We start from the raw sequence: 26,723 nt of genomic DNA, 5'->3' as shown, positions 1-26,723 counted from the left end.
AAACGCCGGCTTGCATGCCGGCGTTTTTGTTTGTTCTCCACAGGAGCAGGGAATGCAGCAGTACTCGACAACGATGGAAGGTGGCAGCTGGCAGCGGCAGTGGCGCACACCGGCAGGCGCATTCCTGGTTGCCTGGATCGTTCTGTGCCTGCCATGGCTCAGTGGCATCAAGACCATTCCCTTCGACGCCGTGCAGCAGTTCTTCCCGGCTGTCAGCTTCAGTGCTGAGCAGCTGCGTCATCTGCAGGCCCCCTGGTGGAATCCCTATCTCTACGGTGGCTATCCGCAGGTCGCCGACCCGCAGATGATGACGCTGCAGCCGACGATGCTGCTGCCGATGCTGCTGGCACCCAGCTCCCTGCATCTGTTTACCGTGGTGGTGCTGCTGCATGTTCTGGCAGGCGGCCTGGGTGCGCTGCGGCTGGGCCGCGTGCAGGGCATGCCGCCCCCGGCGCAGCTGCTGTTCGCACTCACGTTGATGTTTGGTGGCGTTGCCGCTTCGCGCCTGCAGCACACGCCGATGATCATCAGCTACTGCCTGCTGCCCTGGCTGTGGCTGGGCCTGGAGCAGGTCCGCCAGCGGGGACGGATGCGTGACATCCTGCTGGCCGGTGTGGCCGGCGGCCTGTGTGCGCTGCAACTGACCCAGGTGACCTATTTCATCATCCTGGCGTGCGCGATCTACGCCGTCGGTGCAGTCCTGCTGGTACAGGGGCAGCGCATGCGCCTGATGTGGCAGCTGGGTGTGGTGGCCATTCTCGCCGGCGCTGTGAGTGCGCCGCAGTGGCTGTCCACGTTGGCCTGGCTGGACCAGACCAATCGCAATGGCTTGTCGCTGGAAGCCGCGCTGCCCGGTGCCATCCACTGGCAGACACTGGTGACACTGCTGTCGGGCAACGTGTTCTCGCAGGGGCGCGGCGATAGCTGGGCCTTCGGTGACATCAGCGCAGACTACCTCTATCTCGGGGCAGTGCCGCTGGCGCTCTGGCTGCTCTGGGGCGGTGAGGTGCTGCGGCGCAAGCCGGCGGCGGCCCGCATCGCGCTGTGTGCGCTGACGCTGGCGATCCTGGTTGCGGTGGGTGGTGCGACGCCGCTGTTCCCCTGGCTGTTTGGCTGGCTTCCGGGGCTGGACCTGTTCCGGCGCCCATCCGACGCGCTGTTCCTTACCGTGCCTGCGGCGGCGTGGTTGGGTGCCAATGCCCTGCAGGTTGCCCTGCAGCGGCCACCGTTGCGATTGCACTGGGTGTCTGTGGCGGCCGTCGCGATGCTGGCTGCGTGTGCCGCATGGCTGGCGATCGATCATGGCCATCCGCTCGCCTTCGCCTGGCTCGCCGTCAGCGCCGCGCTGGGCGTGGCCGCGGTGCAGGTGCTGCGCCGCCACCCGGCACCTGCGCGCTGGGTGCTGGCGCTGGTGCTGCTGGATCTGCTGCTGTTCAACGTCGGCACCAGCTTCAACGCGGGCAGCGGCACCAAATCGGTGCTCACCGCCAATCGTACGGGCCCTGCGCAGCGCGCCTATGCGTTGCTGGCGGCAGAGCGGCATATCGGCATACCCGAGCGCGCGGTGGTCTTCGGCATCGGTGGACTTACCAACGGCGCGGCGGTGCATGCCATTGCGCTGGCAAACGGCTACAACCCGCTGCTGGCAAGCGACTATCTGCAGATGACCGGGATGCCGGGCGAACCGGTCGATACCTTCCAGCAGAAAGCCCCCACTGCCTGGATGCCGGACACCGCTGCTCCCCTGTACGACCTGCTGGGCGTGCGTTGGCTGCTGGCCCAGGAGCCATTCCCGGGCTCCAGTGCGCAGGGCGACCAGGTGGAACTTGCGCGGCGTGACAGCGTGCTGCCACGCGTACTGAATCCGCGGCAGGTGCGCCGCCATGACGAGCGTCTACCGCCTGCACCGCTGTTCAACCAGACCGATTTCAACCGGGAGCTGTGGCTGCCGGCAACCGCCAGCAGCCGCTGCGCCGAACAGGATGCCGGTGAGGCCACGGTGCAGGTGCTGCAGTATCTGCCCGGACGCATCGAGCTGATGGTGGTGGCCGACCGTGCGGCGTGGGTGGTGATCAACGAAACCACCAGCCGTGGCTGGCAGGTGCAGCTCGAGGATGGCCAGGTACTGCCGCTGCTGCGCGGTAACGGCCTCTTCCATGCGTTGTGCGTGCCGGCCGGGCAGCATCACGTGCGGTTGCGCTACAGCGCGCTGCAGCTGTGGCGTGAGGGGCTGGGCGCGCGCCTGCGTGGCGACGGTGATCACTGACCCCGATCAGCGGTACACCACGTAGCGCATCAACAGGAACGACACGCAGGCCAGCCCGCCTTCCACCAGCGGCTTGGCCAGCCAGGTGTACTGCAGGCCCAGCGCGTGGTCGACCAGGCTCACCAGCACCGTGCTTGCCGCGGTCAGCAGCAGCCACAGCCCGAAGAAGCGTGCGAAACGTCTCCAGCCCAGCTTGTGGGTGCCGGCCTCGGCAAAGGTGTAGCGGCCGTTGAGCCAGAAGCCCAGCAGCATGCCGGCCAGGCGTCCGGTGACGTTGGCCGGTGCGACCGGCATGCCCAGCGCGGTGGCGACCACGAACACCAGCCAGTCGACCAGCAGCTGCACGAGCCCGATCACGAGGTAGGCGCTTCCCTGGCGGACGAGGCTCATCGGCATGGTGAAGGAGGAGGGATGCCCATGTTAACGGCCCACGCTCTAGAATCACCGGCAACGAACCACGGACTGCCGCTCCCATGACCCAAGCCCTGCACGTCATCATCCTCGCCGCCGGCGCTGGCAAGCGCATGAAGTCGGTGCTGCCGAAGGTGCTGCAGCCGATCGCCGGCCAGCCGATGCTGGCGCACGTGATCGATGCAGCCCGCGAGCTGCAGCCGGCTGCCATCCACGTGGTCCATGGCCATGGCGGTGAGGCAGTGCGGCAGCAGTTCGCCGGCCAGCCCGACCTGCAGTGGGCTGAACAGGCGCAGCAGCTGGGTACTGGCCACGCGGTGGCACAGGCGATGCCGCAGGTGCCGGATGCCGCGCAGGTGCTGGTGCTGTACGGCGATGTACCGCTGATCCGCGCGCAGACCCTGCGCGATCTGCTGGCGCAGCCGGGGCGATTGGCAGTGCTGGTCGCCGAGGTCGACGACCCGACGGGTTATGGCCGCGTGCTGCGCGATGCCGAAGGCAAGGTGGGAGCGATCGTGGAGCAGAAGGACGCTACCGACGACCAGCTGCGCGTGCGCACGATCAACACCGGCATCATCGCTGCCGAGTCGACCGCGCTGCGCCGCTGGCTGTCGCAGCTGTCCAATCGCAATGCGCAGGGCGAGTACTACCTTACCGATGTGTTCGCGTTTGCCGCGCATGAGTACACCCCGGCCGAAATGGCGCTGGTGGCCGACGCGCAGGAAGCCGAGGGGGCGAACGATCCCTGGCAGCTGTCGCAGCTGGAACGCGCCTGGCAGCGCCGCGCGGTGCGGGCGCTGTGCGCACAGGGCGCACGCGTGCGCGACCCGGCACGACTCGACATCCGTGGCACCGTCACCGTGGGCAGTGATGTGCTGATCGATGTCGATGTCGTTCTTGAAGGCAATATCGTGCTCGGCGACGGCGTCACCGTTGGCCCGTTCAATCGCCTGAAGGACGTCACGCTCGGTCCGGGTACCGAAGTGCGCGCGCATTGTGACCTGGAAGGCGTGGTCACCGAAGGCGCGGCACTGGTCGGTCCGTTCGCGCGCCTGCGCCCAGGCACTGTGCTGGCCGATGGCGTGCACGTCGGCAACTTCGTCGAGACCAAGAAGGTCACCCTCGGCGTCGGCAGCAAGGCCAATCACCTCACCTATCTGGGCGATGCGGTGATCGGCAGCAAGGTGAACATCGGTGCCGGCACCATCACCTGCAACTACGACGGCGTGAACAAGTCGATCACCACCATCGGCGACAACGCCTTCATTGGTTCCAACAGTTCGCTGGTGGCGCCGCTGATGATCGGCGAAGGCGCAACCATCGCCGCCGGCTCGGTCATCACCCGCACCGCCCCGGACGGCAAGCTGACACTGGCTCGTGCACGACAGGAAACCATCGATGGCTGGAAGCGCCCGCTCAAGAAGTCCTGAGCCACGCATCCCGCATGCCGACGAACTCGGCATGCTGCCGGCAATTGAACAACGTGCCGGCGAACTGCTGAAGGGGCACCAGGCCTATCCGGTGTTTGCCGGCCACGGTCTGGATCTGCTGACGCTGCGGGACGGCCTTCAGCGTGGCCAGCTGTGGGTGGTCGATGCCGCTGAGGGCGGTATTGCCGGTTACCTGCTGGGCGGCGAGCTGTGTGGCGAGTTCCATGTCCTGCAGATGGATGTGGACCCGGCGCATGCGCGTCGTGGCCATGGCCGTGCATTGCTGCGCCATGCCTTGGCACGGGCCAGGGCCGCCGGCTTTGCTGCAGCGGTGCTGACCACCTTGAGCGATGTGCCGTGGAATGCAGCCTTCTATGCCAGCGAAGGGTTCGACGTAGTGCCTGAGGTGGAGTGGAACGACGGCCTGCGCGCAGTCATGGCCGAAGAGGCTGCGCTCGGGTTTCCGATGCACCTGCGGGTGGCGATGCGGCGGGTCTGGTAGGTGCCGACCTTGGTCGGCACATCCACGCAAGGCGTGGATCTACCCGATCAATCCGCTCAACCCACCGGCAACAGGATCGACACGCACAACCCGCCATCACTGCGGTTCTGCAGCGACACGCGCCCGCCATGTGCCTCCACGATCTCGCGGGTCAGTGCCAGCCCCAGGCCGGTGCCGTTGCGCTTGGTCGAATAGAACGGCATCAGTGCATTCTGCAGTACCTGCTCGTTCATGCCCTTGCCGCGATCCAGTACATCCAGGCGCAGCCACTGCGGCAACCGCGTCAGCTGCACCTGTACGTCGTCGTTGGGCGGATCGGCCTCGGCACAGGCTTCATGCGCGTTCTTCAGAAGATTCAACAGTGCCTGCCCGAACTGTGCGATGTCGATGCGGCTGCTCAGGTCCTCGTCCGGTTCGCGATCCATGCTGAACGGGATCTGCTGGCGCAGGCTGGACAGGAAGGGTGCCCAGTGCACGGTCTGCAGTTGCGGCTGCGGCAGCTTGGCAAAGCGCGCATAGCCACGGATGAAGCCTTCCAGGTGGCGTGCGCGGTCTTCGATGGTGGTGAAGATCTCCGGCAGCCGATCGAAGCGCTCGCGCTGCACCAGCACGCCACCAGAGTGGGCCAGCGAGGCGATCGGCGCCAGTGAGTTGTTGAGCTCATGGCTGATCACCCGGATCACCTTCTTCCACGTCTGCACTTCCTGGCGGCGCAGTTCGGCGGTGAGCAGGCGTACCAGCAGCAGGTCGTGGGGACGGCCGTTGAGCTGGAAGGCGCGGCGCGAGAGGTGGTAGACCTGTTCGTCATCCTCATCGCCGTCTTCGCCTTCCGCATGTACCGCGAACAGGCTGTCGCCACCGCGGGCAATGGCATCGCGCAGTTCCACAGGCACCTGTTCCAGCACCTCTTCCAGGCGCTGGCCTTCCAGCTTCCAGCCGCCATGCAGCAGCTTGCGCGCGGCCAGGTTGGAGAACACCACGCGGGCGATGCCATCGCCGCCGGAGGCAATCAGCAGCATGGCCACCGGCGTGTTCTGCACCATGGTGTCCAGCAGCAGCTCGCGCTGCACCAGGCCCTGCCGCTGCGCGCGCAGCACGTCACCCAGCTCGCGGTGCGCCTGTACCAGGTCGCCCAGTTCGTCGTTGCCCGGCCAGTACACGCCGAAGTTGTACTCGCCGTCGCGATAGCTGCTGGTGGTCCCCGACAGCGCACGCATCAGCGAGCGCACCGGTGCGGTGGCACGGCGCAGTGTCCACCACATCAGCGCCAGCAGGATCACGGCCGACGCCGTGGTCACCACCCAGCCATGGTTCATCCAGTACGCCAGCAGCCATGGCAGCGCAGCGGCCAGCGCCAGCACCGGCAGCAGGCGCAGGAACAGGCGGAAGGTGAACGAGCGCCGTTTCATTCGCGTGGGATGCCGTGGCGGTCCATGCGCCGGTACAGGGCCTGGCGGCTCAGGCCGAGTTCGGCGGCCGCCTGGGCGATGACGCCGTGGTTGCGTGCCAGCACGTCCTCGATGCGCTCGCGGTCGGGATCGTTGCCAGCGCTCGGTGCGGGTCGCGGCGTTGGTGCGGAACGCGGCAGGTTCAGGTCGGCCACCTCGATGCGGTTGCCGGTCGCCAGCAGCTCGGCACGCTGGATCACGTTGCGCAGTTCGCGCACGTTGCCCGGCCACGGGTGCCGTTGCAGGGCGGCGCTGGCGGCACTGGACAATGGCTTGCCGGCCGTCAGGAAGCGCTCGGCCAGTGGCACGATGTCGCCCGCGCGCTCGGCCAACGGCGGCAGCACCAGTTCCACTGTATTGAGGCGGTAGTACAGATCTTCGCGGAACGTGCCGTCGCGGATCATCGCAGGCAGGTCGGCGTTGGTGGCGCTGACCACACGCACCTTGACCTGGCGTTCGCGGTTGGAACCCAGGCGTTCGAAGCGGCCGGTTTCCAGTACGCGCAGCAGTTTCATCTGGCCGCCCAGCGACAGGTTGCCGATCTCATCCAGGAACAGCGTGCCTCCGTCGGCGGCTTCGAACTTGCCCTCGCGCGCCTTGTTGGCGCCGGTGTAGGCGCCGGCCTCGGCACCGAACAGTTCGGCCTCGATCAGCTCCGACGGCAGCGCGCCACAGTTGACCGTGACGAATGGGCCCTTGGCCACCAGCGAGTTGGCCTGGATGATCTGCGCGATCTTTTCCTTGCCGGCGCCATTGGGGCCGGTGATCAGCACCGGCAGCTCGGAGCGCGCGACCTGGCAGGCCAGGGCGATGACGCGCTCGCTGGCCGGATCGGCGAACACCGCACCGCACAGGTCGTACTTTTCTTCCAGCGCATTGCGCTGGCGCAGCTCACGGCTGCGGCGGCGGTCCAGTTCGCGCCGCGCCTCGGACAACTCCAGCAGGTTGTTGACCGTGGTCAGCAGCTTGCGGTCGTCCCACGGCTTGGCCAGGTAGTCGGCGGCGCCGGCCTTGACCAGGTCCACCGCGCTGCTCAGGTGGGTCCAGGCGGTCAGCAGGATCACCGGCAGGTCCGGGTGGCGCGCGCGGATCTTTGCGAACAGGTCTTCGCCTTCCTCGCCGGAGGTGGTGTCCTCGCTGAAGTTCATGTCCTGGATCACCAGGTCGACCGCCTGTGACTCGAGCAATGCCAGCCCCTCGGCCGGGCTCTGCGCCTGCAGGGTGTCGATGTCGTGCAGGGAGAACAGCACGTCCAGCGCGGTGCCCACACTGGCGTTGTCGTCGATGATCAGGATCGAAGGCATCAAGCGGTTCTGCAGAAAGGGATGGGCGGCGCCGATGGAGCCGTGTTCGTGTCCATACGCCGGGAGAGCCCGGCGCCACCCATCAAGCATAGCCAAACCCGTAGCCGCCGGGGCGGCGGGCTCAGCGTCGGGACGGCGGCGGCGGCGGTGGCGGCGGTGGAGCGACCAGGGCCATGCGCCAGGCCGCGGCGTCCACCGGGACCGTCAGTTCCCGCCTGTCGCGCCGCAGCAGGAGATAGGCCTTGGTGGCGCCTGAACGCCGCAGGGCCTCGGCAAGATGCTCGATCCTGCGCACGGCCGTGTCATCCACCCGCAGGATGCGATCACCACTGCGCACGCCGAAACAGGCTTCCGGGCTGGCGGCTTCCACGCGCACCTGGCCTTCGGTCGAACGCAATGCCAGGCGTGCGTCGTCCTGGCGCCACTCCAGTGTCTGCGAGCTGCCACCGCCGGCCAGTGCCGGCAGTGGCAGGAGCATCATCAGCAGCATCCAGCGGATGCGCATCTCACGCGCCTCGCGTGGCAACCGCAGGCGGTACCGCTGCTGCGCGCCGGGCCGGCCCGAACACCGCGATCTGGCCGAGCACCCACAGCAGCAGCGCGCCCAGCGGCAGGTAGTGCAGCGGCATGCGCGGCAGCTCGTACATGTTCATCAGTGCCAGATTGATCGCATAGGCGGCCAGCATGCCCAGTACGATGCCCAGCGTGGCCAGCAGGAAGTTCTCGGTCTGGAAGTAGCGCAGGATCTGCCCGCGGGTGGCACCCAGTGCGCGGCGGATGCCGATCTGCTTGCTGCGCTGCTGCACCCAGAAGCTGGCCAGGCCGATGATGCCCAGCGCGGTGACCACCAGCAGCGAGATGCTGACCGTGATCAACAGGCCGACCATTGCGCGGTCGTTCTTGAAGAAGTCCTTGCGCTGGTCTTCATAGGTCAGCTTGTCGCGCATCAGACGGTTTGGATCATTGCGCTCCAGTGCAGTGGCGGCGGCATCGAGCACTTCCTTGCGACGCGCGGGGTCGGTGCGCAGCACGTAGGTGCCACCTTTATCGAACGTGCTCCGGATGGGCAGCAGCATCGAGTTGGTCCAGTTGTCGTTCCAGCCATTGGGCGTGCTGAGCGTGTCGACGATGCCGACCACATGCAGCGGCTGCTTGCCCATGTAGTAGGTCTTGCCCAGTGCGCTGCCGTTGGGCTCCATCTTGGCGGCAGTGGCCTGGGTGAAGATGACCGGGATGGCCTTCTCCTTGGCGCCGCCCGTGCTGACGTCTTCGAAGTTCTGGTACTCGTCGGGCAGGAAATCGCGGCCTGCGATCAGGTTGATGCCCATCGTGGCCAGCCCGTTCTCGGACAGGGTGTACATCGAGGCGTTGGTGGTCGGCCGTTCCTGGTCGATCACGCGCGAGATGCTGCTGCTGGAGGAGCCGTTGCGGAAGGGAACCTGGTTGATGATGGTGACGTTGCTGACGCCGGGAATCGCGCGCAGCGATGCCAGGTCCTCGCGGGTGCGGGCCAGGGCGTCGGTCTGCTTGCCGATGCCACTGACGCGCAGCATGACCAGTTCGCTCTCGGCGATGCCGCTGGGCATGCTGATCTTCTCCACGCGCTGGCTGACCAGGAACAGCGCGTTGCAGACGATGGCGCAGGTCAGTGCGACTTCCAGCACGATCAGGGCAGCGGCGGTCTTGTGCCGGCGCAGCGTGCTGAGGATGGGGCGGATGTCCATGGGAGTCCTCGTTCGGATGCTTACTGCGACTTGAGCTGGATCGCTGGAGTGACCTGCATGGCGCGCCAGGCGGGCAGGAAACCGGCGGCGAGGCTGGCGAACAGGGTCAGGCCCAGTGCGAGCAGCAGCATGTTGCCGTCCAGGTGGGCGAGCTTTGCGTACTCCACCGGTTGCTGGCGCACCGCGAACAGGCCGAGCAGGGCCAGGCCGATACCCAGCACGCCACCGACCACGCCAACCGCGCCGGCTTCCACCAGGCACTGCAGGAAGATCTGCCCGCGGCTGGCACCGAGGGCGCGGCGCACGCCGATCTCACCACTGCGGCGCAGGAACTTGGCCAGCAGCAGGCCCACCGTGTTGACCAGGCAGACGCCGAGGAAGCCCAGTGCCAGCCACAACTGCAGGCGGACATCGCTGGGTACTGCGCCGTTGAAGTCCAGCCATTCCATGACGGTGCGCAGGCGAACGTTCGGCGGGTGCTTGAAGCGGCCGGCTTCGCGTTGCTGCGAGGAATAGTTCTCCAGGTAGCGGCGATAGTCGGCGGCCTTGGCCGGGTCCAGTTCCACCCAGTACTGCAGCCACGCGCACGGTGCATTGAGCGAGTAGCTGTTGCCGTCGGGATTTTCGCCGAAGCAGTTCATGTTGCCGTTGTTGCCAAGCTTAAGGTCGAACGAGGTGGAGATCGGCAGCAGCAGGTCTTCGTTCTTGCCGTAGCTGCCGGTGGTCAGGTCATAGAAGTGAGGTTCGGGGCTCCATTCCTTCATCACGCCGACGATGCGGTAGCTCTGGCCTTCCATGCGCAGGTCGCGGCCCACGCTGTTGGCGCCCTGGTACAGCTTCTCATTGAGCGCCTTGGAGATGACCACCACGCGTGCACGGCCTTCATCGTCCTCGCGCGTCCAGGGGCGGCCGTACTGCATGGGTACCTCGAACATCGGGAAGAAGTCGGCCGAGGTCCAGCGGGTATCAATGCTGAAGGGCTTGAGGGTGCTGCTGGCGGGCTCAATGGTCCCACCGCCTCCGCTCATCAGCGCCTGGCGCTCGCCCTTGGCTTCGCGCAGCAGGGCTTCACCGTCGAAGCGGGTCAGCTGGGTTTCCGGTTCCTCGCCAGCGACATAGGCGCCGGTCGCGGCATCAAGCTGCACATAGAACAGACGGTCACTCTTGCCGGGAATCGGGTCGCCGGACAGCACGTGGAACACGGTCAACGTAGTCATCGAGGCGCCGATGCCGAGCGCGATGGCAACCACCATCAACGCGGTCAGTATCTTGTTGCGGCGGAAGCTGCGCACCGCCAGTCGGGCGTAGTAGGCGAACATGGTCGGGCCCTCACTCGTTGACGGCGACGATGTGGCGCGGCGGGGTGGCCAGCACCGGCTCGCGTATCAGGTCGGTCACCTGGCCATCGACGATGTGCACGTTGCGCTGCGCGCGCGCGGCCAGTTCCGGGTCGTGGGTGACCATCACGATGGTGGTGCCGGCGGCATTGATCTCCTCCAGCAGTTCCATCACGCCGCGGGCCATCTGCGTATCCAGGTTGCCGGTCGGTTCGTCGGCCAGCAGCAGGCGCGGGCTGCCGGCCAGGGCACGCGCGATCGCTGCGCGCTGCTGCTGCCCACCGGACAGTTCATTCGGGTAGTGCTTCATGCGCGAGCCCAGGCCGACCTGGGTCAGTGCCTTCTCGATGCGTTCGCGGCGCTCGTTGGCGCTCATCTTGCGGTAGCGCAGCGGTACGTCGACGTTGTCGAACAGGTTCAGGTCGGGGATCAGGTTGAAGCCCTGGAAGATGAAGCCGATCTTCTGGTTGCGCAGGCGGCTGCGGGCGTCATCGCCCAGCGTGCTCACGTCCTGGCCGTCAAGCATGTAGGTGCCGCTGGTGAAGGTTTCCAGCAGGCCGGCGATGTTGAGGAAGGTGGTCTTGCCGGAACCGGACGGGCCGGTGACGGCGACGAACTCGCCTTCCTTGACCTGCAGTTCCAGCGAGCGCAACGCGTGGGTTTCCACCTGTTCGGTGCGGAAGACCTTGGCGACCGAACGCATTTCGAGCATGTACATGGGGTGTCCTCTCTCCAGGATTCAGGTATCAGGTATCAGTTGACGGAGACGCGTTCGGCGTCCTTGAACAGGTCGCTGCCGGAGACCACGATGCGGTCGCCCGGCTGCACACCCGACTTGATTTCCACTTCGCCCAGGCTGCTGACGCCCAGTTCCACCGGACGCCGCACCGCAGTGCGTCCATCCATCACGTAGGCGATGCCGTTGCCCTGTTCGACGAACGGGCCGCGCTCGACCTTCAGCACGTCCTTGCGGGTATCGAGCAGCACGCGCACCGACATCCGCTGGCTCTGGCGCAGGCCTTCCGGCTGTTCACTGGCGAAGCGCACGCGGGCATTGACCTCGCCGTTGACCACTTCCGGCGACACCGCGCTGATCTCGCCGGGGAACGGCTTGCCGTTGCCGCCGGTCAACTGTGCCGGCATGCCGATGGCCAGGTCGCGAGCGAAGCTTTCCGGCACCTTGATCTCGACCTCGAACTTGGACAGGTCGACCACCCCCAGCACCGGCGCGTTGGCGGCCAGGTTGGTGGACTGGACGGCCTGGACCTGGCCGACCTGGCCATCGAACGGGGCGCGCAGGGTCAGTGCATCGACCTGGCGCTGCACTTCGGCTACCACGGCCTTCTGGCGGTCGGCCAGCAGGCGCTTGTTGCGGGCATCCAGGTCAGCGCCCTGGCTCTGCAGGCGTGCATCGGTGGTGGCGTTGGCCAGGGTGATGTCGGCCTTCTTCAGCGAGTCCTTGGCCTTGGCCAGATCGATCTGCGGCACCGCGCCGCCGTCGTAGCCACGCTGGTAGCGCTGCAGGTCGCGGTCGGCGGCCTGGCGCTCGATGGTGGCCTGGTCGGTTTCCTTGCGCGACTTGGCGCGGGCCAGGGTGGCGTCCAGCGCGGCGCGGCTGGCCTCGGCTTCCAGGCCGGCCAGGGTGGCCTGTTCCTGGGCCAGCTTGCTGCGCAGTTCCGGGCTGTCGATGACCGCCAGTTCCTGGCCCTTCTTGACCACGTCGCCGGCGACCACCTTCAGGTCCACGGTACCGGCCGAGATGGCGTACAGGATCGGGCTGTTGGCGGCGATCACCCGGCCGTCGGCAGCGATGTCGCGGACCAGGTCGCCGCGCTTCACTTCGGCGATGCGCACGCGACTGCTGTCGAAGGAGCGGCTGGCGTTGGACCAGGCGTGCACGGCCCAGCCGATGCCGGCCAGCAGCACGATGGCACCCACTGCCGGCCAGCGGTAACGCTGCCAGTTGGCGCGGGTGGCACTGGCCGGTGCGGAGGAAACGATCTGGTCCTGGGCGGAAGTGTCGCGGATCATCGGATGCGTGCCTGACGGTGGTAGTGGGTACCAAGCACGTAGCGTGCCAACTTTATTTCCTTCTGGGTCAATGGGTTGGGAGGCGCCCTGAAGTGTCCGGGTGTCCGCGGACACCTTTCCGGACACTTTCATTAAGCGGACAGGAGGGGGAAGCGGGGCACGCAGGCTAGAATGCGCCGATCGTCTTCAAGGAAACGCGTGACATGTGTGGAATCGTGGGTGCAATCGCCGATCGCGACGTGGTGCCGGTGCTGATCGAGGGCCTGAAGCGGCTTGAATACCGTGGTTACGACTCCTCGGGCATCGCGGTGATCGACCACGCCGAGCGCCCCGAAGTACGCCGTGTCCGCCGCACTGGGCGCGTGTCGGAAATGGCCACTGCGGCCGAGGCCGAGGGCTTCAATGCAGTGCTGGGCATCGGCCACACTCGCTGGGCCACCCATGGGGGTGTCACCGAGGCCAACGCGCATCCGCACATCAGCCACGGCGTGGCGCTGGTGCACAACGGCATCATCGAAAATCACGAGGAGCAGCGCGAGAAGCTGCGTGCCCTGGGTTACACCTTCGAGTCGCAGACCGACACCGAAGTCATCGCCCACCTGATCCATCACCACCTGAAGGACGGCGACGACCTGCTGGTGGCGCTGCAGCACACGGTGAAGGAGCTGACCGGCGCCTACGCGCTGGCCGTGGTCAGCCGCGCCGAGCCGGAGCGCTTCGTCTGCGCGCGCATGGGCTGCCCGCTGCTGATCGGCTTGGGCGAGGGGGAGAACTTCGTCGCCTCCGACGTCTCGGCGGTGATCTCGGCCACCCGCAAGGTGATCTTCCTGGAAGAGGGCGACACCGCCGAGATCCGTCGCGATGGCGTGCGCATCTTCGACGAGCATGACCAGCCGATCGAGCGCGACGTGCATCTGTCCGACGTGTCGCTGGCATCGCTGGAGCTGGGCCCGTACCGCCACTTCATGCAGAAGGAAATCCACGAGCAGCCGCGCGCGCTGGGCGACACCATCGAGGCGGCGATCGACGCCGGTGGCTTCCCGGCCGAGCTGTTCGGCAAGCACGCCGAGGCCGTGTTGTCGGGCATCGAGGGCGTGCAGATCATCGCCTGTGGTACCAGCTATTACGCCGGCCTGACCGCGCGCTACTGGATCGAAGCCATCGCCGGCCTGCCGTGCAGCGTGGAAATCGCCAGCGAGTACCGCTACCGCGCCGCGTATGCCAATCCGAAGCACCTGATCGTCACCATCTCCCAGTCCGGCGAAACGCTGGATACGATGGAGGCGCTGAAGTACGCCAAGTCGCTCGGCCACACGCACACGCTGTCGATCTGCAACGTGCCGGAAAGTGCGATCCCGCGCGCCAGTGAACTGGTGTGCTACACCCGTGCCGGTGCCGAGATCGGCGTGGCCTCGACCAAGGCCTTCACCACCCAGCTGGCCGCACTGTTCCAGCTGACCGTGGTGCTGGGCAAGCTGCATGGCCGCATCGACGCGGCGCAGGAAGCGGATTACCTGGAGCAGCTGCGCTTCCTGCCGGGCAGCGTGCAGCACGCGCTGAACATGGAGCCGCAGATCGCTGCCTGGGCCGAGCGGTTTGCGCGCAAGAGCAGCGCGCTGTTCCTGGGTCGTGGCCTGCATTACCCGATCGCACTGGAAGGCGCGCTCAAGCTCAAGGAGATCTCCTACATCCACGCCGAGGCCTATCCGGCGGGCGAGCTGAAGCACGGCCCGCTGGCGCTGGTGGACGAGGACATGCCGGTGGTGGTGATCGCCCCCAACGACAGCCTGCTGGAGAAGGTGAAGTCGAACATGCAGGAAGTGCGCGCCCGTGGTGGCGAGCTGTTCGTGTTCGCCGACCAGGACAGCAACTTCAATGAGTCCGAAGGCGTGCATGTGATCCGCACGCCGCGCCATGCCGGCGTGCTCAGCCCGATCGTGCACACCATCCCGGTGCAGCTGCTGGCGTACCACACCGCACTGGCGCGTGGGACCGACGTGGACAAGCCGCGCAACCTGGCCAAGAGCGTGACGGTGGAGTAATCCCGTCGGATCCATTGCATGCTGCATGCGAAAGGGGCCCACATGGCCCCTTTCGTTTGCGTCGGTGGCAATGCCAAGTGGGACAGCCGCCGGGTGTTCTGTCCGCCGTCGGCAGCAGGCAATCAATCTTTAACGCGCGGCATCGGCTGTATTCAGCGGCGGTTTCAGCCACGGTGCCATTCTCTGGATCGTCAGTTGGTTCCCACGACGAACTGTCCTATCGATGCCGGTAGTGACCGATGGTCGCAGTCGTAGAATCGATTTGACCGAGGTCCGGGTTGAGCGGTTGAACCCACCTCGCTCGCGTTGCAGCACGTCGTCTGCCGATCCATTCCAAGCGGCAGCCGGGTGCGCAAGACGTGCGCTGAAAGGTCTGTTCCCGGGGAGGGGGCGTATCGGAAGAGCACACTTTTTTGACTTCAGTGACCTGCACCAGGAAACAAGAATGAACGTCCGCGAACTCCTGCAATCCAAGAAAGAAGCTGTCATCACCATCGACGCCGAAGACACCATCGGTGCCGCCGCCCACAAGATGAGCGCGAACAAGATCGCTGCGCTGGTGGTGATGAAGGACGATGCCCCGGTCGGCATCATTTCCGAGAAGGACATCGTGCGCACCCTGGCCGACGACGGCCCGCAGGCCGGCCGCCGGGTGATTTCCAGCCTGCCGTCCACCGGCCTGGAGGGCATCGCGCCGGAAGCGACCCTGAAGCAGGCCATGTCGTTGATGACGTACTCGCGGCGCCGTCATCTGATGGTCACTGAAGGCGCCCGCCTGGTCGGCATCCTCAGCCTGGGCGATATCGTGAAGAACCTGCTGGGCGAGCTGGAACTGGAAAAGGCCGTGCTGCAGGACATCTACATGGCCGCCCACTGAGGGCTGCAGCGCTGGAACCAGAGAAGCCGGGCATTGCCCGGCTTCTTCGTTCACGGCATCTGTGAAATCAGAAAGTGACCTTTACCGAGTCGGCGCTGTAGTTCGCCGGGCCGTGGTAGACCACTTCGATGTTGTTGCCATCCGGATCGAGCACGAACGCGCCGTAGTAGCCCGGATGGTAGGGGCGTTCGCCCGGCGCGCCGTTGTCGGTGCCTCCGGCGGCGATGGCCGCCGTGTGGAAGGCATCGACGGTGGCGCTGTCGCGGGCCTGGAAGGCCAGATGGTGGCGCCCGGTCAGCTGGCCGGCGGCGGCCTCGCTGCTGGCGCTGGAAATGAACAACTCGTCGGCCCAGAAGTAGTCATCGCCTTCGCCGGCGATCGGGATGCCGATCGTGTCGAACACCGCCTGGTAGAAGCGCCGGCTGGCGGCCAGGTCGCGTACCACCAGCTGGATGTGGTCGATCAGTCGCCCGCGGTGCAGTTCCATCGTTTCCATACGTACCTCACAAAAAAAGGGACGGAGTCGGTAGCGCCGGGCCGTGCCCGGCGAGCGCGCAGCGCGGCCTGCTCAAGGCCGCCGGGCATGGCCCGGCGCTACCGGAATTGTGCCCCTTTCCGGGCTCAGACGTTGGCGATGATCTCGACCCAGTAGCCGTCCGGGTCCTTGATGAAGGCCAGGTTCTTCATGCGGCCGTCGGTCAGGCGCTTCTGGAAGGTCACGCCGAGGTCCTCGAAGCGCTGGCAGGCGGCCTCGATATCCGGCACCGACACGCAGATGTGGCCGAAGCCGCGCGGGTCGCTGTTGCCGTCGTGGTAGACCGCGCCGTCCTGGCTCTCGGTACCGTGGTTGTGGGTCAGTTCCAGCACGCCCGGCAGGCCGGCCATCCACACGCGGCGGGCGTCGTCGTCCTCGGGTACCACGGCGCCGGCCGGTACGTAGGCCAGGAAGTACAGGCTGAACTGGGCTTCGGCGAAGTCGCGCTTGTCGATCAGCTGGTAGCCGAGCACGCGGGTGTAGAAGTCCAGCGAAGCGGTGATGTCCTTGACCCGCAGCATGGTGTGGTTGAACACGAAGCCGCTGGTTTCGGCCGGAGCCTGGGCGGCGACGCCGGGGACGTCGCGCAGGGCGGGAATGGTCATGGGGGAGGTCCTTCAGACGGGGCCGTTGCCGGCCGGATGGCTCCATTCTACCGGCCCGCACCTGACGGCACCGCGACGTACAATGGCCGGATCGCACCGTTCCGTCCTGATAACGATTGCCCGCCATGTCGCAGCGTGAATGGGTGGCCGCCGCCATCCGCAAGATCGAAGCCGATTTCAACCGTTCCGCCGATACCCACCTGATCCCGCTGGCGCTGCCAGGGTTCGAAGGCATTGACCTGTACCTGAAGGACGAGTCGAGCCATCCCACCGGCAGCCTCAAGCACCGGCTGGCGCGCTCGCTGTTCCTGTATGCGTTGACCAACGGCTGGTTGCGCGAGGGCCGGCCAGTGATCGAGGCCTCCAGCGGCTCGACCGCCGTCTCCGAAGCCTATTTCGCGCGCCTGCTGGGCCTGCCGTTCATCGCGGTGATTCCGGCGACCACCTCGCCGGAGAAGATTGCGGCGATCGAGTTCCACGGGGGCCGCTGCCACCTGGTCGAGCGCGCCTGCGATCTCAACTGTGATTCGGAAAAGCTGGCCCGCCAAACCGGCGGCCACTTCATGGACCAGTTCACCTATGCCGAGCGCGCCACCGACTGGCGCGCCAACAACAACATCGCCGAGTCCATCTTCAAGCAGATGGCCGAAGAGCCCAGCCCCGTTCCGGAGTGGATCGTGTGCAGCCCCGGCACCGGCGGTACCGCCGCCACGCTGGGCCGCTATGTCAGCTACCGCCGGCATGACACCCGCATCCTCTGCGCGGACCCGGAAGTGTCGGTGTTCTTCGACGGCTACCAGGCCGCCGTGGCCGGTGAACAGGACTGGCGGGGACTGACCTGCAGCGGTGGCTCGCGCGTGGAAGGCATCGGCCGGCCACGGGTGGAGCCGAGTTTCATCCCGACCAGTGTCGATGCGATGGTGAAGGTGCCCGACGCGCTGAGCCTGGCCGCGATGCGCCATGTCAGCCGCCAGCTCGGCCGCCGTGTCGGTGGTTCCACCGGCACCAACTTCATCGGCGTGCTGCAGGCCGCGCAATGGATGCGTGAGGCGGGCCACCAGGGCAGCATCGTCAGCATCCTGTGCGACAGCGGCGAGCGCTACGCGCAGAGCTACTACGACCCGTCGTGGTATGTGCGCCAGGGCATCGATGTCGACGGCGCCGATGCGCAGCTGGCGGCGGCGGTGGCCGGGCAGGGATTGCCCGAATTGCCGTGGTGCAGCCTGGAAGCGTTGTAGCCGGCCGGCATTTCCGCCGGGCATGGCCCGGCGAGCGCAGCGGTGTGTCGTACCCCGATCAATACCCCGCCGCGGTGAACGCATCCAGCACTGCATCGCGCAGCGCATCTGGCAAGGCCTCGATGTCCATCGCGCGGTCATCCAGGTGCAGGCTGGGGTCGAGGATGCTGGCGCGTCCCTGGGCCAATGCCTGCAGCCACAGCAGCACGCAGATCACGAACTCGCGCTCATGGCCCAGCTGCAGCTGGCTGGCGCCGCGCTCGACCACTTCGAACGGGTACCACTCCTGGGCGTCGTTGAAGGTGCCGCCCTGCTGCAGCACCGCCTGCAGCTGTTGCAGGTGGCGCGGGGCGTCATCGCCGGCATCGCACAGCGCGGCGATCCAGGTCAGTTCGGCCGGGCTGGCGGACAGCGCCAGCGACCGCGCCGGTGAGGTGGATGCAACTGCAGCCAAACCTTCCATGTGGGGCCTCGTTCGGTACCTACCGCTGCGGACTCCCCCGCAGCCAGAGCTTCGGTGCGCGACCGTAAGGCCGATGTGAATGCCGCGCCCCCCCTTGTCAGCCACGCCTGCCAGCGCCATATCTACCGGGCTGCCCGCCTGCCGGGCCCGTTCCCTGGAGATCTGCCGTGACCGTTGCCAACCCCCTGCTCGATGTTTCCGGCCTGCCGCGCTTCGAGGCGATCCGTCCCGAGCACGTCGCACCGGCGCTGGATGTGCTGCTGGCCGAGGCCGAAGCCGCCGTCAGCAAGGCCGAGCAGGTGCAGCCGGTGCGCTGGGAGACCTTCGTCGCTCCGCTGGACGATGCCACCGAGCGCCTGTGGCGTGCCTGGGGCCTGGTCGGCCACCTGCAGGGCGTGGTGAACACCCCGGAACTGCGTGAGGCCTACAACAGCAACCTGCCGCGGGTGACCCGCTTCGCCAGCACGCTGGGCCAGAACCTGGCGCTGTACCGCCAGTACCGGGCACTGGCCGCCAGCCCGGAGGCCGCAGGTTTCGACGAGGCCCAGCGCAAGGTGCTGGACAACACGCTGCGTGATTTCCGCCTGGGCGGTGCCGAACTGGCGCCCGAGGCACAGCAGCGCTTTGCTGCGATCAAGGAAGAACTGTCGGCGCTGTCGGCGAAGTTCTCGCAGAACGTGCTCGACGCCACCGATGGGTGGTCGCTGATCATCGAGGACGAAGCGCGACTGAAGGGTCTGCCGGAGGACGTGAAGGCTGCCGCGCACGCTGCGGCGGCAAAGGACGGAAAGCAGGGTTGGAAACTGACCCTGCAGATGCCGTGTTACCTGCCGGTGCAGACCTGGGCCGAAGACCGCGACCTGCGCGAGATCCTGTACCGCGCCAGCGCGCAGCGTGCATCCGAATTCGGCGATGACGCGCTGGACAACAGCAGCAACATCGACCGCATTCTCGCCCTGCGCGCGGAGCTGGCCGCGCTGCTCGGCTTCGCTTCGTACGGCGATTATTCGGTGGCAACCAAGATGGCGCAGGACACGGCCGAAGTGCTGGGTTTCCTGCGCGACCTGGCCGCACGCGCCAAGCCGTTCGCCGCCAAGGACCGTGCCGAGCTGGAGCAGTTCGCGCGCGAACAGTTGGGCATCGAGACGCTGCAGGCCTGGGACCTGGCGTTCGCCGCCGACCGCCTCAAGCAGGCGCGCTACAGCTATTCCGAGCAGGAGGTGAAGCAGTACTTCACCGAACCGAAGGTGCTGGGCGGCCTGTTCTCGGTGATCGAGCAGCTGTACGGCCTGCGCGTGCAGGAGGACAGTGCGCCGGTCTGGCATGAAGACGTGCGCTTCTTCCGCCTGGTCGACGCGCAGGGTGCGCTGGTCGGCCAGTTCTACCTGGACCTGTACGCACGCGAGGGCAAGCGCGGTGGTGCGTGGATGGACGATTGCCGCAACCGTCGCGTGCGTGGCGACGGCAGCGTGCAGACCCCGCTGGTCTACCTGGTGTGCAACTTCGGCCGTGGTGCCAACGGCAAGCCGGCGACTTTCAGCCACAACGAAGTGACCACGCTGTTCCATGAAATGGGCCACGGCCTGCACCAGCTGCTGACCCGCATCGGTGAGCTGGGCGTGGCCGGCATCAACGGCGTGGAATGGGACGCGGTGGAGCTGCCCAGCCAGTTCATGGAGAACTTCTGCTGGGAATGGGACCACCTGCAGGGCATGACCGCGCATGTGGACAGTGGCGAGCCGCTGCCGCGCGCGCTGTACGAGCGCATGCTTGCCGCGCGCAATTTCCATAGCGGCATGGCCACGGTGCGCCAGCTGGAGTTCGGCCTGTTCGACATGCTGCTGCACAGCCAGTTCGAACCGGCGCAGGACAACGTGCTGGCACTGCTGGACCGCGTGCGCGCGGAAGTGGCGGTGAACCACCCGCCGGTCTGGAACCGCTTCCCGCACCAGTTCAGCCATATCTTCGCCGGTGGTTACGCTGCGGGTTACTACAGCTACAAGTGGGCCGAGGTGCTCAGCGCCGACGCCTACGCCGCGTTCGAGGAAGCGCCGCAGGCACTGGCTGAAACCGGTGCACGCTTCCGCGATGAGATCCTGTCGCGTGGTGGCAGCCGCCCGGCGGCGGAGAACTTCAAGGCCTTCCGCGGCCGCGCACCGCAGATCGACGCGCTGCTGCGCCACTCGGGCATGGCGTAAACACAAAAAAAGGGGACGGAGGGGATTAAGTCGTTTGTGCACAAACGACTTAATCCCCTCCGTCCCCTTTTTCTATTCGGCGTAGATCATCTTCCGGGTCATGCCGCCGTCGACGATGAAATCCTGGCCGGTGCTGAAACCGGACAGTGATGACAGCAGGTACACCGCCAGCGCGCCGATGTCTTCGGGGCGGCCGACCCGGCCGACCGGGTGTTGCGCATGGTCGATGGCCGAGTACTCCGCCGCGTGTCGTCGCGAAGGGGCCTGCCAGGCGGTGGTGCCGATCCAGCCCGGACTGATGCTGTTGACCCGCACCGCCGGGCCGGCACTGATCGCCAGTGCATGGGTGAACGCCACCAGCCCACCTTTGGCCGCAGCGTAGGCCTCGCTGTGCGCTTCGGATTGCCAGGCGCGGGTCGAGGCGATGTTGATGATCGCGCCTGCAGCACTGGCCGCCAGCGCCGGTAGTGCGTGCTTGCTGCACAGGAAGGCACCGTGCAGCGCCGACAGGCGACGCTGCCACTCGTCCCAGTCCATGTCCTGCAGCAGCGTGCCATGCGGTCCGGCGATGCCCGCGTTGTTGACCAGCCCGTCGATACGGCCGAACCGCTGCAGGGCCACGGTGATGAAGTCGCGCACGCTGGCTTCGTCGGTGATGTCCAGGCGCTGGAACGCGGCGTCATCACTACGCTGCCATTCCGCCAGGCACGCCTCGCCGGCTTCCACGTCCAGGTCGCCGATCAGCACGCGTCCGCCGGCACCAAGCACGGCCTGGGCGATGCCACGGCCGATGCCGTTGGCGCCGCCGGTGACCAGCACGACCTTGCCCGACAGCGGCGCGGCCGGCCATGCGGCAATCGGCGGCACCGTGCTCACGTCAGGTCTTCGCCACGCAGGCGGCGATGCCAGCCGTCCACGCCGATGCGGTCCAGGGTCTGGATGTTGCGCTCGACGATCACGTCCGGGTCCGGATAGACATCCACCGCGCGCGCCACGCTGTCTTCGCGCAGCAGGTGCAGGGTGGGGAAGGGCGCGCGATTGGTGTAGTTGCTGGCGTCGTCCGCGGCCACGCCGTCGAACTGGTAGTCCGGGTGGAAGCTGGCCACCTGCAGGATGCCCTGCAGGTCCAGCGCCTCGATCGCCGCATCGGCGTTGTCGAGGAAGTCGTTGTAGTCGAGGAAGTCGGTCAGCACCTGCGGATGCACGATCAGCGTGGTATCGATCTGCTCGGCCGGCGTATCGCGCAGCAGCACCAGTTCCTCGGCCAACTGCTCAACCAGCGCTTCCGGCGTGGTCGCATCGCTGAGCACGATGCGGACCTGGTCCTTCACATACACCGCCTTGGCGAACGGACACAGGTTCAGGCCGATGACGATGCGCTCCAGCCACAGGCGGGTGGCGGCGATCGGGTCATCGGTGGGCAGGTGGGCATCGGTCATGGCGGGCACGTCGGCTGGCGGGGCCGCCATTGTAGGCGCGTCGCTGGCAACGCGCCGTCGAACCTGCCGCTGGCAGCGCCGGGGCGTGCCCGGCGGATGCCTCAGTCGCGGAAGTTGTTGAACTGCAGCGGCAGCTCGAACTTGCCGGCCTTGAGCACGGCGATGGCGTCCTGCAGGTCGTCGCGCTTCTTGCCCTGCACGCGCAGCTTGTCGCCATTGATCTGGCTTTCCACCTTCAGCTTGGCATCCTTCAGCGCCGCCGCGATCTTCTTGGCGATCTTCTGCTCGATGCCCTGCTTGACGGTGATCTTCTGCCGGGCCTGGGCCAGGTTGGTCTCGATGTCGCCGAACTCCAGGCTGAGCACGTCGATGCCGCGTGCGGCCAGGCGTGCGCGCAGGATGTCGTTCATCTGCTTGAGCTGGAACTCGGTCGGCGCGGTCTGGTTGATCACATCGCCATCGCGCTCGAACTTGGCGTCCACGCCCTTGAAGTCGAAGCGGGTGCTCAACTCGCGGTTGGCCTGGTCGATTGCGTTGGTCAGCTCGTGGGTGTCGACTTCGGACACGACGTCGAAGGAAGGCATGGCGATGCTCCGCAGGATTCAGTGGCGGCCATTCTATCGCGAGGGCCCGCATGACTGTTTTGGGCTCTACTGGGCTCTACTGAAAGCGACGACCGGGCGATAATGGGCCATGAACGTGCAACGCTCCCCTTCGCGCGCGGTGGCCTGGATGGTCGCGGCAGTCGCCTGTTTCTCGCTGATGGACGCTGGCATGAAGCAGCTGTCGGCCAGTTATCCGACCCTGGAAGTGACCTTCCTGCGCGGCGCGGCCTCGTTGCCGTTCGTGCTGGTCTGGGTGCTGGCCAGCGCCGGGCCGCGCTCGCTGGTGCCGCGTCGCTGGGGCCTGCACCTGCTGCGTGGCGCGCTGGGCATGGCGATGATCGGCTGCTTCGTGTTCGCCCTGCGCGACCTGCCGCTGTCCACCGCCTACACCATCTATTTCGTCGCCCCGCTGCTGATCGCCGCACTGTCGGTGCCGCTGCTGGGCGAACGGGTCGGGCCGCGGCGCTGGGTCGCCATCGGCATTGGCCTGGTCGGCGTACTGGTGGTGCTGCGGCCGGGCGTGGACGGTTTCATCTCGGTGCCCGGCCTGATGGTACTGGCCGCCGCCACCGCCTATGCCGTGGCGGCGATCACGGTCAGCCTGCTGACCCGCACCGATACCTCGCAGTCGATGGTGGTCTGGTTCCTGGTGATCATGGCCATCGGCGCCGGCCTGCTGTCCATTCCCGGCTGGGTGCCGCTGCAGCTGGCGCATGCGCCGCTGATCGCCGGGATGGGCCTGGCCGGGGCGCTGGGCCAGATCGCCCTGACCAAGGCGTTCCAGCTGGGGGAGGCCTCGATGATCGCGCCGCTGGAGTACAGCGGCCTGGTCTGGGTGATCGGCTGGGATCTGGCCTTCTGGGGCCAGCTGCCCGATGGGTATACCTGGGTGGGTGCGGCGATCATCGTCGCTTCCGGCCTGTACCTGCTGCACCGCGAGCGGGTGAACCGGCAGGAACCGCCGAAGCCGCTGGATCATCCCTGAGTCGGTTGGGCTCGGGAATGGGGTCGGAGCCCCAGCCAACGCGCCGGTGCGGACGCCTTAGAACCAAAAGGAATAACATTCTGGCCCATGGCGCGGGCGCGCGACCGCCTGCGCTGGTAGGCTGCACGCCCCCTTCCGTCACCCAGCCGGTGAGCCACGCCCGTGATCGAGTTCCAGCGCCTGCACAAATCCTATGCCGTTGCCGGCCGCGAAATCAGCGCGCTGCAACCGCTGGACCTGACCATCGAGGCCGGTGAGGTATTCGGCATCATCGGCCATTCCGGCGCCGGCAAGTCGACCCTGATCCGCATGATCAACCGCCTGGAAGAACCCAGCGGTGGCCGGCTGCTGATCGGTGGCGAGGATGTCACCGCACTGGACGCGGATGGCCTGCGCGCGTTGCGCCGGCGCATCGGCATGATCTTCCAGCACTTCAACCTGCTGTCGTCGCGCACGGTGGCCGGCAATGTCGCCTTCCCGCTGGAGCTGGCCGGCACGCCGAAGGCGGAGATCGACGCGCGCGTGGCCGAACTGCTGCAGACCGTGGGCCTGGAAGCGCATGCGCAGAAGTATCCGGCGCAGCTGTCCGGGGGCCAGAAGCAGCGTGTCGGCATCGCCCGTGCGCTGGCGACCCGCCCGCAGATCCTGCTGTGCGACGAGGCCACCAGCGCGCTGGATCCGCAGACCACGGCCTCGGTGCTGTCGCTGTTGTCGAAGATCAACCGCGAGCTGGGCCTTACCATCGTGTTGATCACCCACGAGATGGATGTGATCCGCCGTGTCTGCGACCGCGTTGCCGTGCTCGATGCCGGCCAGATGGTCGAAACCGGGCCGGTCACCCGGGTGTTCCTGCATCCACAGCACCCGACCACGCGCCGGTTCGTCAGCGAATCGGAGCACGTGGACGAAGGGGCGTTGCACCGCGATTTCGACGTGGTGGGCGGGCGCATCGTGCGCCTGACCTTCCTCGGTGGCGACACCTATGAACCCCTGCTCGGCAGCGTCGCGCGCCAGACCGGGGTCGATTACAACATCCTGTCCGGCCGTATCGACCGGATCAAGGACACCCCGTATGGCCAGCTGGTGGTCGCCCTGGTGGGCGGTGACCAGTCCGCCGCGCAGGCCGCCTTCGTGGCTGCCGGTGTGCATGTCGAGGAGCTGCGTCGATGATCGTCGCTACTGCCGGCGGATTCTTCCGCCATCTGGATGCGGGCAAGTGGGCCGATATCGGCCAGGCCACCATCGATACCCTGCTGATGCTGCTTGGTTCACTGCCGCTGACCCTGGCCATCGGCCTGCCGCTGGGCGTGCTGCTCTACCTGTTCGGCGCACCGCAGATGAAGCGCCGGCCATTCGCCTATGGCGTATTGGCATTGGTGGTGAACCTGTTGCGCTCGGTGCCCTTCATCATCCTGATGATCGTGCTGATCCCGGTCACGCTGTTCCTGATGGGGACTTCGCTGGGCGTGCGCGGCGCGATCGTGCCGTTGGTGATCGGCGCAGCGCCGTTCTACGCGCGCCTTGTCGAGACTGCGCTGCGCGAAGTGGATCGTGGCGTGATCGAGGCAACTCAGGCGATGGGTGCCACCACCTGGCAGCTGGTCACCCGCGTGTTGCTGCCGGAAGCACGACCGGGCCTGATCGCCGGTGCGACCGTCACCACCGTGGCCCTGATCGGCTTCACTGCGATGGGGGGTGCGATCGGTTCCGGTGGCCTCGGTGACCTGGCATTCCGCGACGGCTACCAGCGTTCGCACACCGACGTGGCGCTGGTCACCGTGGTCCTGCTGCTGGTCCTGGTGCAACTGCTGCAGATGCTCGGCGACCGCCTGGTCGCGCATTACAGCCGCAGATAACAGAATGCCGGGCGGCGCCCGGCATCTCGTTCGGGTAGTGCCGGCCGCTGGCCGGCAAGCCGGCAGCCTGCAGAGTGTCGACATTGTGCCTGTCATGGCGCCAGGCTCTGGAAGCGGCCACGCCCATCAGGAATCGATATCGCCAGACTGGGACTGCAGCACATCGCGTTCCTTGGTATGTTCCGTTCAACGTAATACGTTTTGCGGAATGATCCGTTCATTCCGCTGCAAGCAGACCCGCGCCCTGTTTGAAGGAACCTGCCCACGCGCCTGGCGCCAGATCCGGCGAGTGGCGGAACGCAAACTGCAACTGCTCGACTCGGCACAGACGTTGGCCTTCCTCCGCAGCCCGCCCGACAGCCTTCGCATCAACGATCAATGGCGGCTCTGCTTTATCTGGACCGACGGCGGCGCCGATGCCGTGGAAATTGTTGACTATCACTGAGGTGTCCGCCATGAAGCGTCCCCATAACGGCATGCGCGCCATCCATCCTGGCGAGATCCTGCGCGAAGAGTTCCTGCTGCCCTTGGCGCTGAGCGTGAATGCGCTGGCAAAGGCCCTGGATGTGCCCGCAACGCGACTGCACGCCATCGTGCACGGCCAACGCAGCATTTCGGCGGACACTGCAGCGCGGCTGGCGCGGCATTTTGGTGGGGATGCCGCGTCCTGGCTCGCGATGCAGGCGGCCTACGATCTCAAGACATTGCCAACGCGCAGCGAAATCGAACGCCGGGTGCAGCCACGCGCGGCGTGAAGTCCGGGCGCTCGGACCCGGCTCCGCCCCCGCGATCCGATCAACGCGCGTTCGGTACTTCGTAGCCCAGCTTGCCGACCTGTTCCGGATGCTGCGGCACGCGCTTGAGCTTGTCGGTGTTCACGCCGTACTCGTCGCGCAGGCGCTCGGCCAGCTCCTTGTACAGGGCTTTGTCCATGTCCGGCTTGCGCGCGAAGATCCAGGCCATCTCGCGGCCCGGATAACCGATCAGTGCCCATGAATAGTCCGGGGCCACTTCCAGTACCCGCGAATGGGTCGGCACCACGCGATAGAACCAGGTTCGCCAGCCATGGTTGCCGCTATCGGGATCGACGCTGGCACGCGCGCGTATTTCCTGCAGCGGCTCACCAAAGCCATCACGGTAGCGGTAGGTGATGCCGACCTTGTGCTCGTCGCGCAGCTCGTACTCGTTGACGCTGGCGACATGCCCGCGTTCGATGAAGTTCGGCACGCGGCCGATCACATACCAGGTGCCCATGAAGCGCTTGAGGTCGATCGGAGCATCCGGATCGGCGCGCGGGGCGCTGGCACGGGGTGATGGCGGCTCACCGACCGCCATGGCGGGGCCCGCCAGGGACAGGGCCAGCAACACGGCGCAGAGCGGGCGGATCGAAGTCATGCGGGGGCGGGCTCAGGAGGGTTTTGCCTGAG

At 66.7% G+C, this 26,723-nt stretch carries 27 protein-coding genes; 12 read left to right on the top strand and 15 right to left on the bottom strand.

What is annotated here, in order from left to right; translation table 11 throughout:
* Window positions 1-52 precede the first annotated feature (52 nt).
* Window positions 53-2,266, top strand: a complete 2,214-nt coding sequence (locus CCR98_RS18205; RefSeq protein WP_087923699.1) for a hypothetical protein — start codon at window positions 53-55, stop codon at window positions 2,264-2,266.
* A 6-nt stretch (window positions 2,267-2,272) separates the two neighbouring features.
* Here the strand turns inward: CCR98_RS18205 and CCR98_RS18200 are convergent, their stop codons facing one another.
* Entirely contained in the window at window positions 2,273-2,656 is a 384-nt protein-coding gene (locus CCR98_RS18200; protein ID WP_087923698.1) for a GtrA family protein, read from the bottom strand.
* 83 nt (window positions 2,657-2,739) lie between these two features.
* Here CCR98_RS18200 and glmU point away from each other — a divergent pair, with 83 nt between their 5' ends.
* Complete coding sequence (glmU, locus tag CCR98_RS18195) at window positions 2,740-4,107, top strand: bifunctional UDP-N-acetylglucosamine diphosphorylase/glucosamine-1-phosphate N-acetyltransferase GlmU (protein WP_087923697.1); 1,368 nt, start codon at window positions 2,740-2,742, stop codon at window positions 4,105-4,107.
* Complete coding sequence (locus tag CCR98_RS18190; RefSeq protein WP_087923696.1) at window positions 4,076-4,609, top strand: GNAT family N-acetyltransferase; 534 nt, start codon at window positions 4,076-4,078, stop codon at window positions 4,607-4,609. Before glmU ends, CCR98_RS18190 begins: the two co-directional genes overlap by 32 nt.
* 56 nt (window positions 4,610-4,665) lie before the next feature.
* Here CCR98_RS18190 and CCR98_RS18185 read toward each other — a convergent pair whose 3' ends face one another.
* The 7 genes from CCR98_RS18185 to CCR98_RS18155 form a co-directional block, all read right to left on the bottom strand.
* Window positions 4,666-6,018 carry a HAMP domain-containing sensor histidine kinase gene (locus CCR98_RS18185; protein WP_087923695.1) on the bottom strand — a complete coding sequence of 451 codons (1,353 nt, stop codon included), beginning with the start codon at window positions 6,016-6,018 and terminating at the stop codon, window positions 4,666-4,668.
* Complete coding sequence (locus CCR98_RS18180; RefSeq protein ID WP_087923694.1) at window positions 6,015-7,361, bottom strand: sigma-54 dependent transcriptional regulator; 1,347 nt, start codon at window positions 7,359-7,361, stop codon at window positions 6,015-6,017. Before CCR98_RS18180 ends, CCR98_RS18185 begins: the two co-directional genes overlap by 4 nt.
* A 121-nt stretch (window positions 7,362-7,482) precedes the next feature.
* Window positions 7,483-7,851: a PDZ domain-containing protein gene (locus CCR98_RS18175; RefSeq protein WP_087924232.1), complete on the bottom strand. Its 369-nt coding sequence runs from the start codon at window positions 7,849-7,851 to the stop codon at window positions 7,483-7,485.
* Between the two features lie 16 nt (window positions 7,852-7,867).
* The gene (locus CCR98_RS18170) at window positions 7,868-9,085 is read right to left on the bottom strand and encodes an FtsX-like permease family protein (protein ID WP_087923693.1); all 1,218 of its coding nucleotides are present in this window, start codon (window positions 9,083-9,085) and stop codon (window positions 7,868-7,870) included.
* Between the two features lie 20 nt (window positions 9,086-9,105).
* On the bottom strand, window positions 9,106-10,404 hold the full coding sequence (locus CCR98_RS18165; RefSeq protein ID WP_087923692.1) for an ABC transporter permease: 1,299 nt from the start codon (window positions 10,402-10,404) through the stop codon (window positions 9,106-9,108).
* 10 nt (window positions 10,405-10,414) lie between these two features.
* Window positions 10,415-11,140, bottom strand: a complete 726-nt coding sequence (locus tag CCR98_RS18160) for an ABC transporter ATP-binding protein (protein ID WP_087923691.1) — start codon at window positions 11,138-11,140, stop codon at window positions 10,415-10,417.
* 35 nt (window positions 11,141-11,175) lie between these two features.
* On the bottom strand, window positions 11,176-12,453 hold the full coding sequence (locus tag CCR98_RS18155; RefSeq protein WP_087923690.1) for an efflux RND transporter periplasmic adaptor subunit: 1,278 nt from the start codon (window positions 12,451-12,453) through the stop codon (window positions 11,176-11,178).
* Window positions 12,454-12,656: 203 nt separating this feature from the next.
* Between CCR98_RS18155 and glmS the strand changes: the two genes are divergently transcribed.
* Window positions 12,657-14,495, top strand: a complete 1,839-nt coding sequence (gene glmS / locus CCR98_RS18150) for a glutamine--fructose-6-phosphate transaminase (isomerizing) (RefSeq protein ID WP_087923689.1) — start codon at window positions 12,657-12,659, stop codon at window positions 14,493-14,495.
* Window positions 14,496-14,940: 445 nt separating this feature from the next.
* On the top strand, window positions 14,941-15,372 hold the full coding sequence (locus CCR98_RS18145) for a CBS domain-containing protein (protein ID WP_049421412.1): 432 nt from the start codon (window positions 14,941-14,943) through the stop codon (window positions 15,370-15,372).
* A gap of 67 nt (window positions 15,373-15,439) precedes the next feature.
* On the opposite strand, the gene CCR98_RS18140 is transcribed toward CCR98_RS18145, so the two are convergent.
* On the bottom strand, window positions 15,440-15,868 hold the full coding sequence (locus CCR98_RS18140) for a VOC family protein (protein ID WP_049404183.1): 429 nt from the start codon (window positions 15,866-15,868) through the stop codon (window positions 15,440-15,442).
* A gap of 125 nt (window positions 15,869-15,993) precedes the next feature.
* Window positions 15,994-16,512 (bottom strand): lactoylglutathione lyase, encoded by a 519-nt coding sequence (gene gloA, locus CCR98_RS18135; RefSeq protein WP_087923688.1) that lies wholly within the window; start codon window positions 16,510-16,512, stop codon window positions 15,994-15,996.
* Between the two features lie 125 nt (window positions 16,513-16,637).
* Here gloA and CCR98_RS18130 point away from each other — a divergent pair, with 125 nt between their 5' ends.
* Window positions 16,638-17,750, top strand: coding sequence for a PLP-dependent cysteine synthase family protein (locus tag CCR98_RS18130; protein ID WP_087923687.1), 1,113 nt, complete (start codon window positions 16,638-16,640; stop codon window positions 17,748-17,750).
* Between the two features lie 58 nt (window positions 17,751-17,808).
* On the opposite strand, the gene CCR98_RS18125 is transcribed toward CCR98_RS18130, so the two are convergent.
* Window positions 17,809-18,213, bottom strand: a complete 405-nt coding sequence (locus tag CCR98_RS18125) for a hypothetical protein (RefSeq protein WP_014038551.1) — start codon at window positions 18,211-18,213, stop codon at window positions 17,809-17,811.
* 167 nt (window positions 18,214-18,380) lie between these two features.
* Between CCR98_RS18125 and CCR98_RS18120 the strand changes: the two genes are divergently transcribed.
* Window positions 18,381-20,411, top strand: coding sequence for a M3 family metallopeptidase (locus CCR98_RS18120; protein WP_087923686.1), 2,031 nt, complete (start codon window positions 18,381-18,383; stop codon window positions 20,409-20,411).
* 72 nt (window positions 20,412-20,483) lie between these two features.
* On the opposite strand, the gene CCR98_RS18115 is transcribed toward CCR98_RS18120, so the two are convergent.
* The 3 genes from CCR98_RS18115 to CCR98_RS18105 form a co-directional block, all read right to left on the bottom strand.
* Entirely contained in the window at window positions 20,484-21,287 is an 804-nt protein-coding gene (locus tag CCR98_RS18115) for an SDR family oxidoreductase (protein WP_087923685.1), read from the bottom strand.
* Entirely contained in the window at window positions 21,284-21,850 is a 567-nt protein-coding gene (locus CCR98_RS18110; RefSeq protein ID WP_087923684.1) for a DUF1415 domain-containing protein, read from the bottom strand. The genes CCR98_RS18115 and CCR98_RS18110 overlap by 4 nt, the downstream gene beginning before the upstream one ends.
* Window positions 21,851-21,951: 101 nt before the next feature.
* On the bottom strand, window positions 21,952-22,434 hold the full coding sequence (locus CCR98_RS18105) for a YajQ family cyclic di-GMP-binding protein (protein WP_014038547.1): 483 nt from the start codon (window positions 22,432-22,434) through the stop codon (window positions 21,952-21,954).
* Between the two features lie 109 nt (window positions 22,435-22,543).
* Between CCR98_RS18105 and CCR98_RS18100 the strand changes: the two genes are divergently transcribed.
* The 5 genes from CCR98_RS18100 to CCR98_RS18080 all read left to right on the top strand — a co-directional run bounded on the left by CCR98_RS18100 (window position 22,544) and on the right by CCR98_RS18080 (window position 26,051).
* Window positions 22,544-23,440, top strand: a complete 897-nt coding sequence (locus CCR98_RS18100) for a DMT family transporter (protein WP_014038546.1) — start codon at window positions 22,544-22,546, stop codon at window positions 23,438-23,440.
* A 162-nt stretch (window positions 23,441-23,602) separates the two neighbouring features.
* On the top strand, window positions 23,603-24,610 hold the full coding sequence (locus CCR98_RS18095; protein ID WP_087923683.1) for a methionine ABC transporter ATP-binding protein: 1,008 nt from the start codon (window positions 23,603-23,605) through the stop codon (window positions 24,608-24,610).
* On the top strand, window positions 24,607-25,296 hold the full coding sequence (locus CCR98_RS18090) for a methionine ABC transporter permease (protein ID WP_087923682.1): 690 nt from the start codon (window positions 24,607-24,609) through the stop codon (window positions 25,294-25,296). The genes CCR98_RS18095 and CCR98_RS18090 overlap by 4 nt, the downstream gene beginning before the upstream one ends.
* Before the next feature lie 208 nt (window positions 25,297-25,504).
* A complete protein-coding gene (locus CCR98_RS18085) occupies window positions 25,505-25,741 on the top strand; it encodes a plasmid maintenance system killer protein (RefSeq protein WP_087923681.1) in 237 nt (78 codons plus the stop codon).
* Window positions 25,742-25,751: 10 nt separating this feature from the next.
* Window positions 25,752-26,051: a HigA family addiction module antitoxin gene (locus CCR98_RS18080; RefSeq protein ID WP_006471116.1), complete on the top strand. Its 300-nt coding sequence runs from the start codon at window positions 25,752-25,754 to the stop codon at window positions 26,049-26,051.
* A 40-nt stretch (window positions 26,052-26,091) separates the two neighbouring features.
* Here CCR98_RS18080 and CCR98_RS18075 read toward each other — a convergent pair whose 3' ends face one another.
* Window positions 26,092-26,691 carry a lipocalin family protein gene (locus CCR98_RS18075; protein WP_087923680.1) on the bottom strand — a complete coding sequence of 200 codons (600 nt, stop codon included), beginning with the start codon at window positions 26,689-26,691 and terminating at the stop codon, window positions 26,092-26,094.
* Window positions 26,692-26,723 lie beyond the last annotated feature (32 nt).

The organism is Stenotrophomonas sp. WZN-1, from assembly GCF_002192255.1.
Classification (GTDB): domain Bacteria; phylum Pseudomonadota; class Gammaproteobacteria; order Xanthomonadales; family Xanthomonadaceae; genus Stenotrophomonas.
The sequence above is the reverse complement of the archived record's forward strand: the minus strand, read 5'-3'. Positions and strand labels throughout refer to the sequence as shown.

What these genes read in the sequence shown, in the direction of transcription:
- CCR98_RS18205 (WP_087923699.1), top strand. Translation starts at nt 53, where the DNA reads ATGCAGCAGTACTCGACAACGATGGAAGGTGGCAGCTGGCAGCGGCAG.
- CCR98_RS18200 (WP_087923698.1), bottom strand. Translation starts at nt 2,656, where the DNA reads ATGAGCCTCGTCCGCCAGGGAAGCGCCTACCTCGTGATCGGGCTCGTG.
- glmU (WP_087923697.1), top strand. Translation starts at nt 2,740, where the DNA reads ATGACCCAAGCCCTGCACGTCATCATCCTCGCCGCCGGCGCTGGCAAG.
- CCR98_RS18190 (WP_087923696.1), top strand. Translation starts at nt 4,076, where the DNA reads ATGGCTGGAAGCGCCCGCTCAAGAAGTCCTGAGCCACGCATCCCGCAT.
- CCR98_RS18185 (WP_087923695.1), bottom strand. Translation starts at nt 6,018, where the DNA reads ATGAAACGGCGCTCGTTCACCTTCCGCCTGTTCCTGCGCCTGCTGCCG.
- CCR98_RS18180 (WP_087923694.1), bottom strand. Translation starts at nt 7,361, where the DNA reads ATGCCTTCGATCCTGATCATCGACGACAACGCCAGTGTGGGCACCGCG.
- CCR98_RS18175 (WP_087924232.1), bottom strand. Translation starts at nt 7,851, where the DNA reads ATGCTGCTGATGATGCTCCTGCCACTGCCGGCACTGGCCGGCGGTGGC.
- CCR98_RS18170 (WP_087923693.1), bottom strand. Translation starts at nt 9,085, where the DNA reads ATGGACATCCGCCCCATCCTCAGCACGCTGCGCCGGCACAAGACCGCC.
- CCR98_RS18165 (WP_087923692.1), bottom strand. Translation starts at nt 10,404, where the DNA reads ATGTTCGCCTACTACGCCCGACTGGCGGTGCGCAGCTTCCGCCGCAAC.
- CCR98_RS18160 (WP_087923691.1), bottom strand. Translation starts at nt 11,140, where the DNA reads ATGTACATGCTCGAAATGCGTTCGGTCGCCAAGGTCTTCCGCACCGAA.
- CCR98_RS18155 (WP_087923690.1), bottom strand. Translation starts at nt 12,453, where the DNA reads ATGATCCGCGACACTTCCGCCCAGGACCAGATCGTTTCCTCCGCACCG.
- glmS (WP_087923689.1), top strand. Translation starts at nt 12,657, where the DNA reads ATGTGTGGAATCGTGGGTGCAATCGCCGATCGCGACGTGGTGCCGGTG.
- CCR98_RS18145 (WP_049421412.1), top strand. Translation starts at nt 14,941, where the DNA reads ATGAACGTCCGCGAACTCCTGCAATCCAAGAAAGAAGCTGTCATCACC.
- CCR98_RS18140 (WP_049404183.1), bottom strand. Translation starts at nt 15,868, where the DNA reads ATGGAAACGATGGAACTGCACCGCGGGCGACTGATCGACCACATCCAG.
- gloA (WP_087923688.1), bottom strand. Translation starts at nt 16,512, where the DNA reads ATGACCATTCCCGCCCTGCGCGACGTCCCCGGCGTCGCCGCCCAGGCT.
- CCR98_RS18130 (WP_087923687.1), top strand. Translation starts at nt 16,638, where the DNA reads ATGTCGCAGCGTGAATGGGTGGCCGCCGCCATCCGCAAGATCGAAGCC.
- CCR98_RS18125 (WP_014038551.1), bottom strand. Translation starts at nt 18,213, where the DNA reads ATGGAAGGTTTGGCTGCAGTTGCATCCACCTCACCGGCGCGGTCGCTG.
- CCR98_RS18110 (WP_087923684.1), bottom strand. Translation starts at nt 21,850, where the DNA reads ATGACCGATGCCCACCTGCCCACCGATGACCCGATCGCCGCCACCCGC.
- CCR98_RS18105 (WP_014038547.1), bottom strand. Translation starts at nt 22,434, where the DNA reads ATGCCTTCCTTCGACGTCGTGTCCGAAGTCGACACCCACGAGCTGACC.
- CCR98_RS18100 (WP_014038546.1), top strand. Translation starts at nt 22,544, where the DNA reads ATGAACGTGCAACGCTCCCCTTCGCGCGCGGTGGCCTGGATGGTCGCG.
- CCR98_RS18090 (WP_087923682.1), top strand. Translation starts at nt 24,607, where the DNA reads ATGATCGTCGCTACTGCCGGCGGATTCTTCCGCCATCTGGATGCGGGC.
- CCR98_RS18085 (WP_087923681.1), top strand. Translation starts at nt 25,505, where the DNA reads ATGATCCGTTCATTCCGCTGCAAGCAGACCCGCGCCCTGTTTGAAGGA.
- CCR98_RS18080 (WP_006471116.1), top strand. Translation starts at nt 25,752, where the DNA reads ATGAAGCGTCCCCATAACGGCATGCGCGCCATCCATCCTGGCGAGATC.
- CCR98_RS18075 (WP_087923680.1), bottom strand. Translation starts at nt 26,691, where the DNA reads ATGACTTCGATCCGCCCGCTCTGCGCCGTGTTGCTGGCCCTGTCCCTG.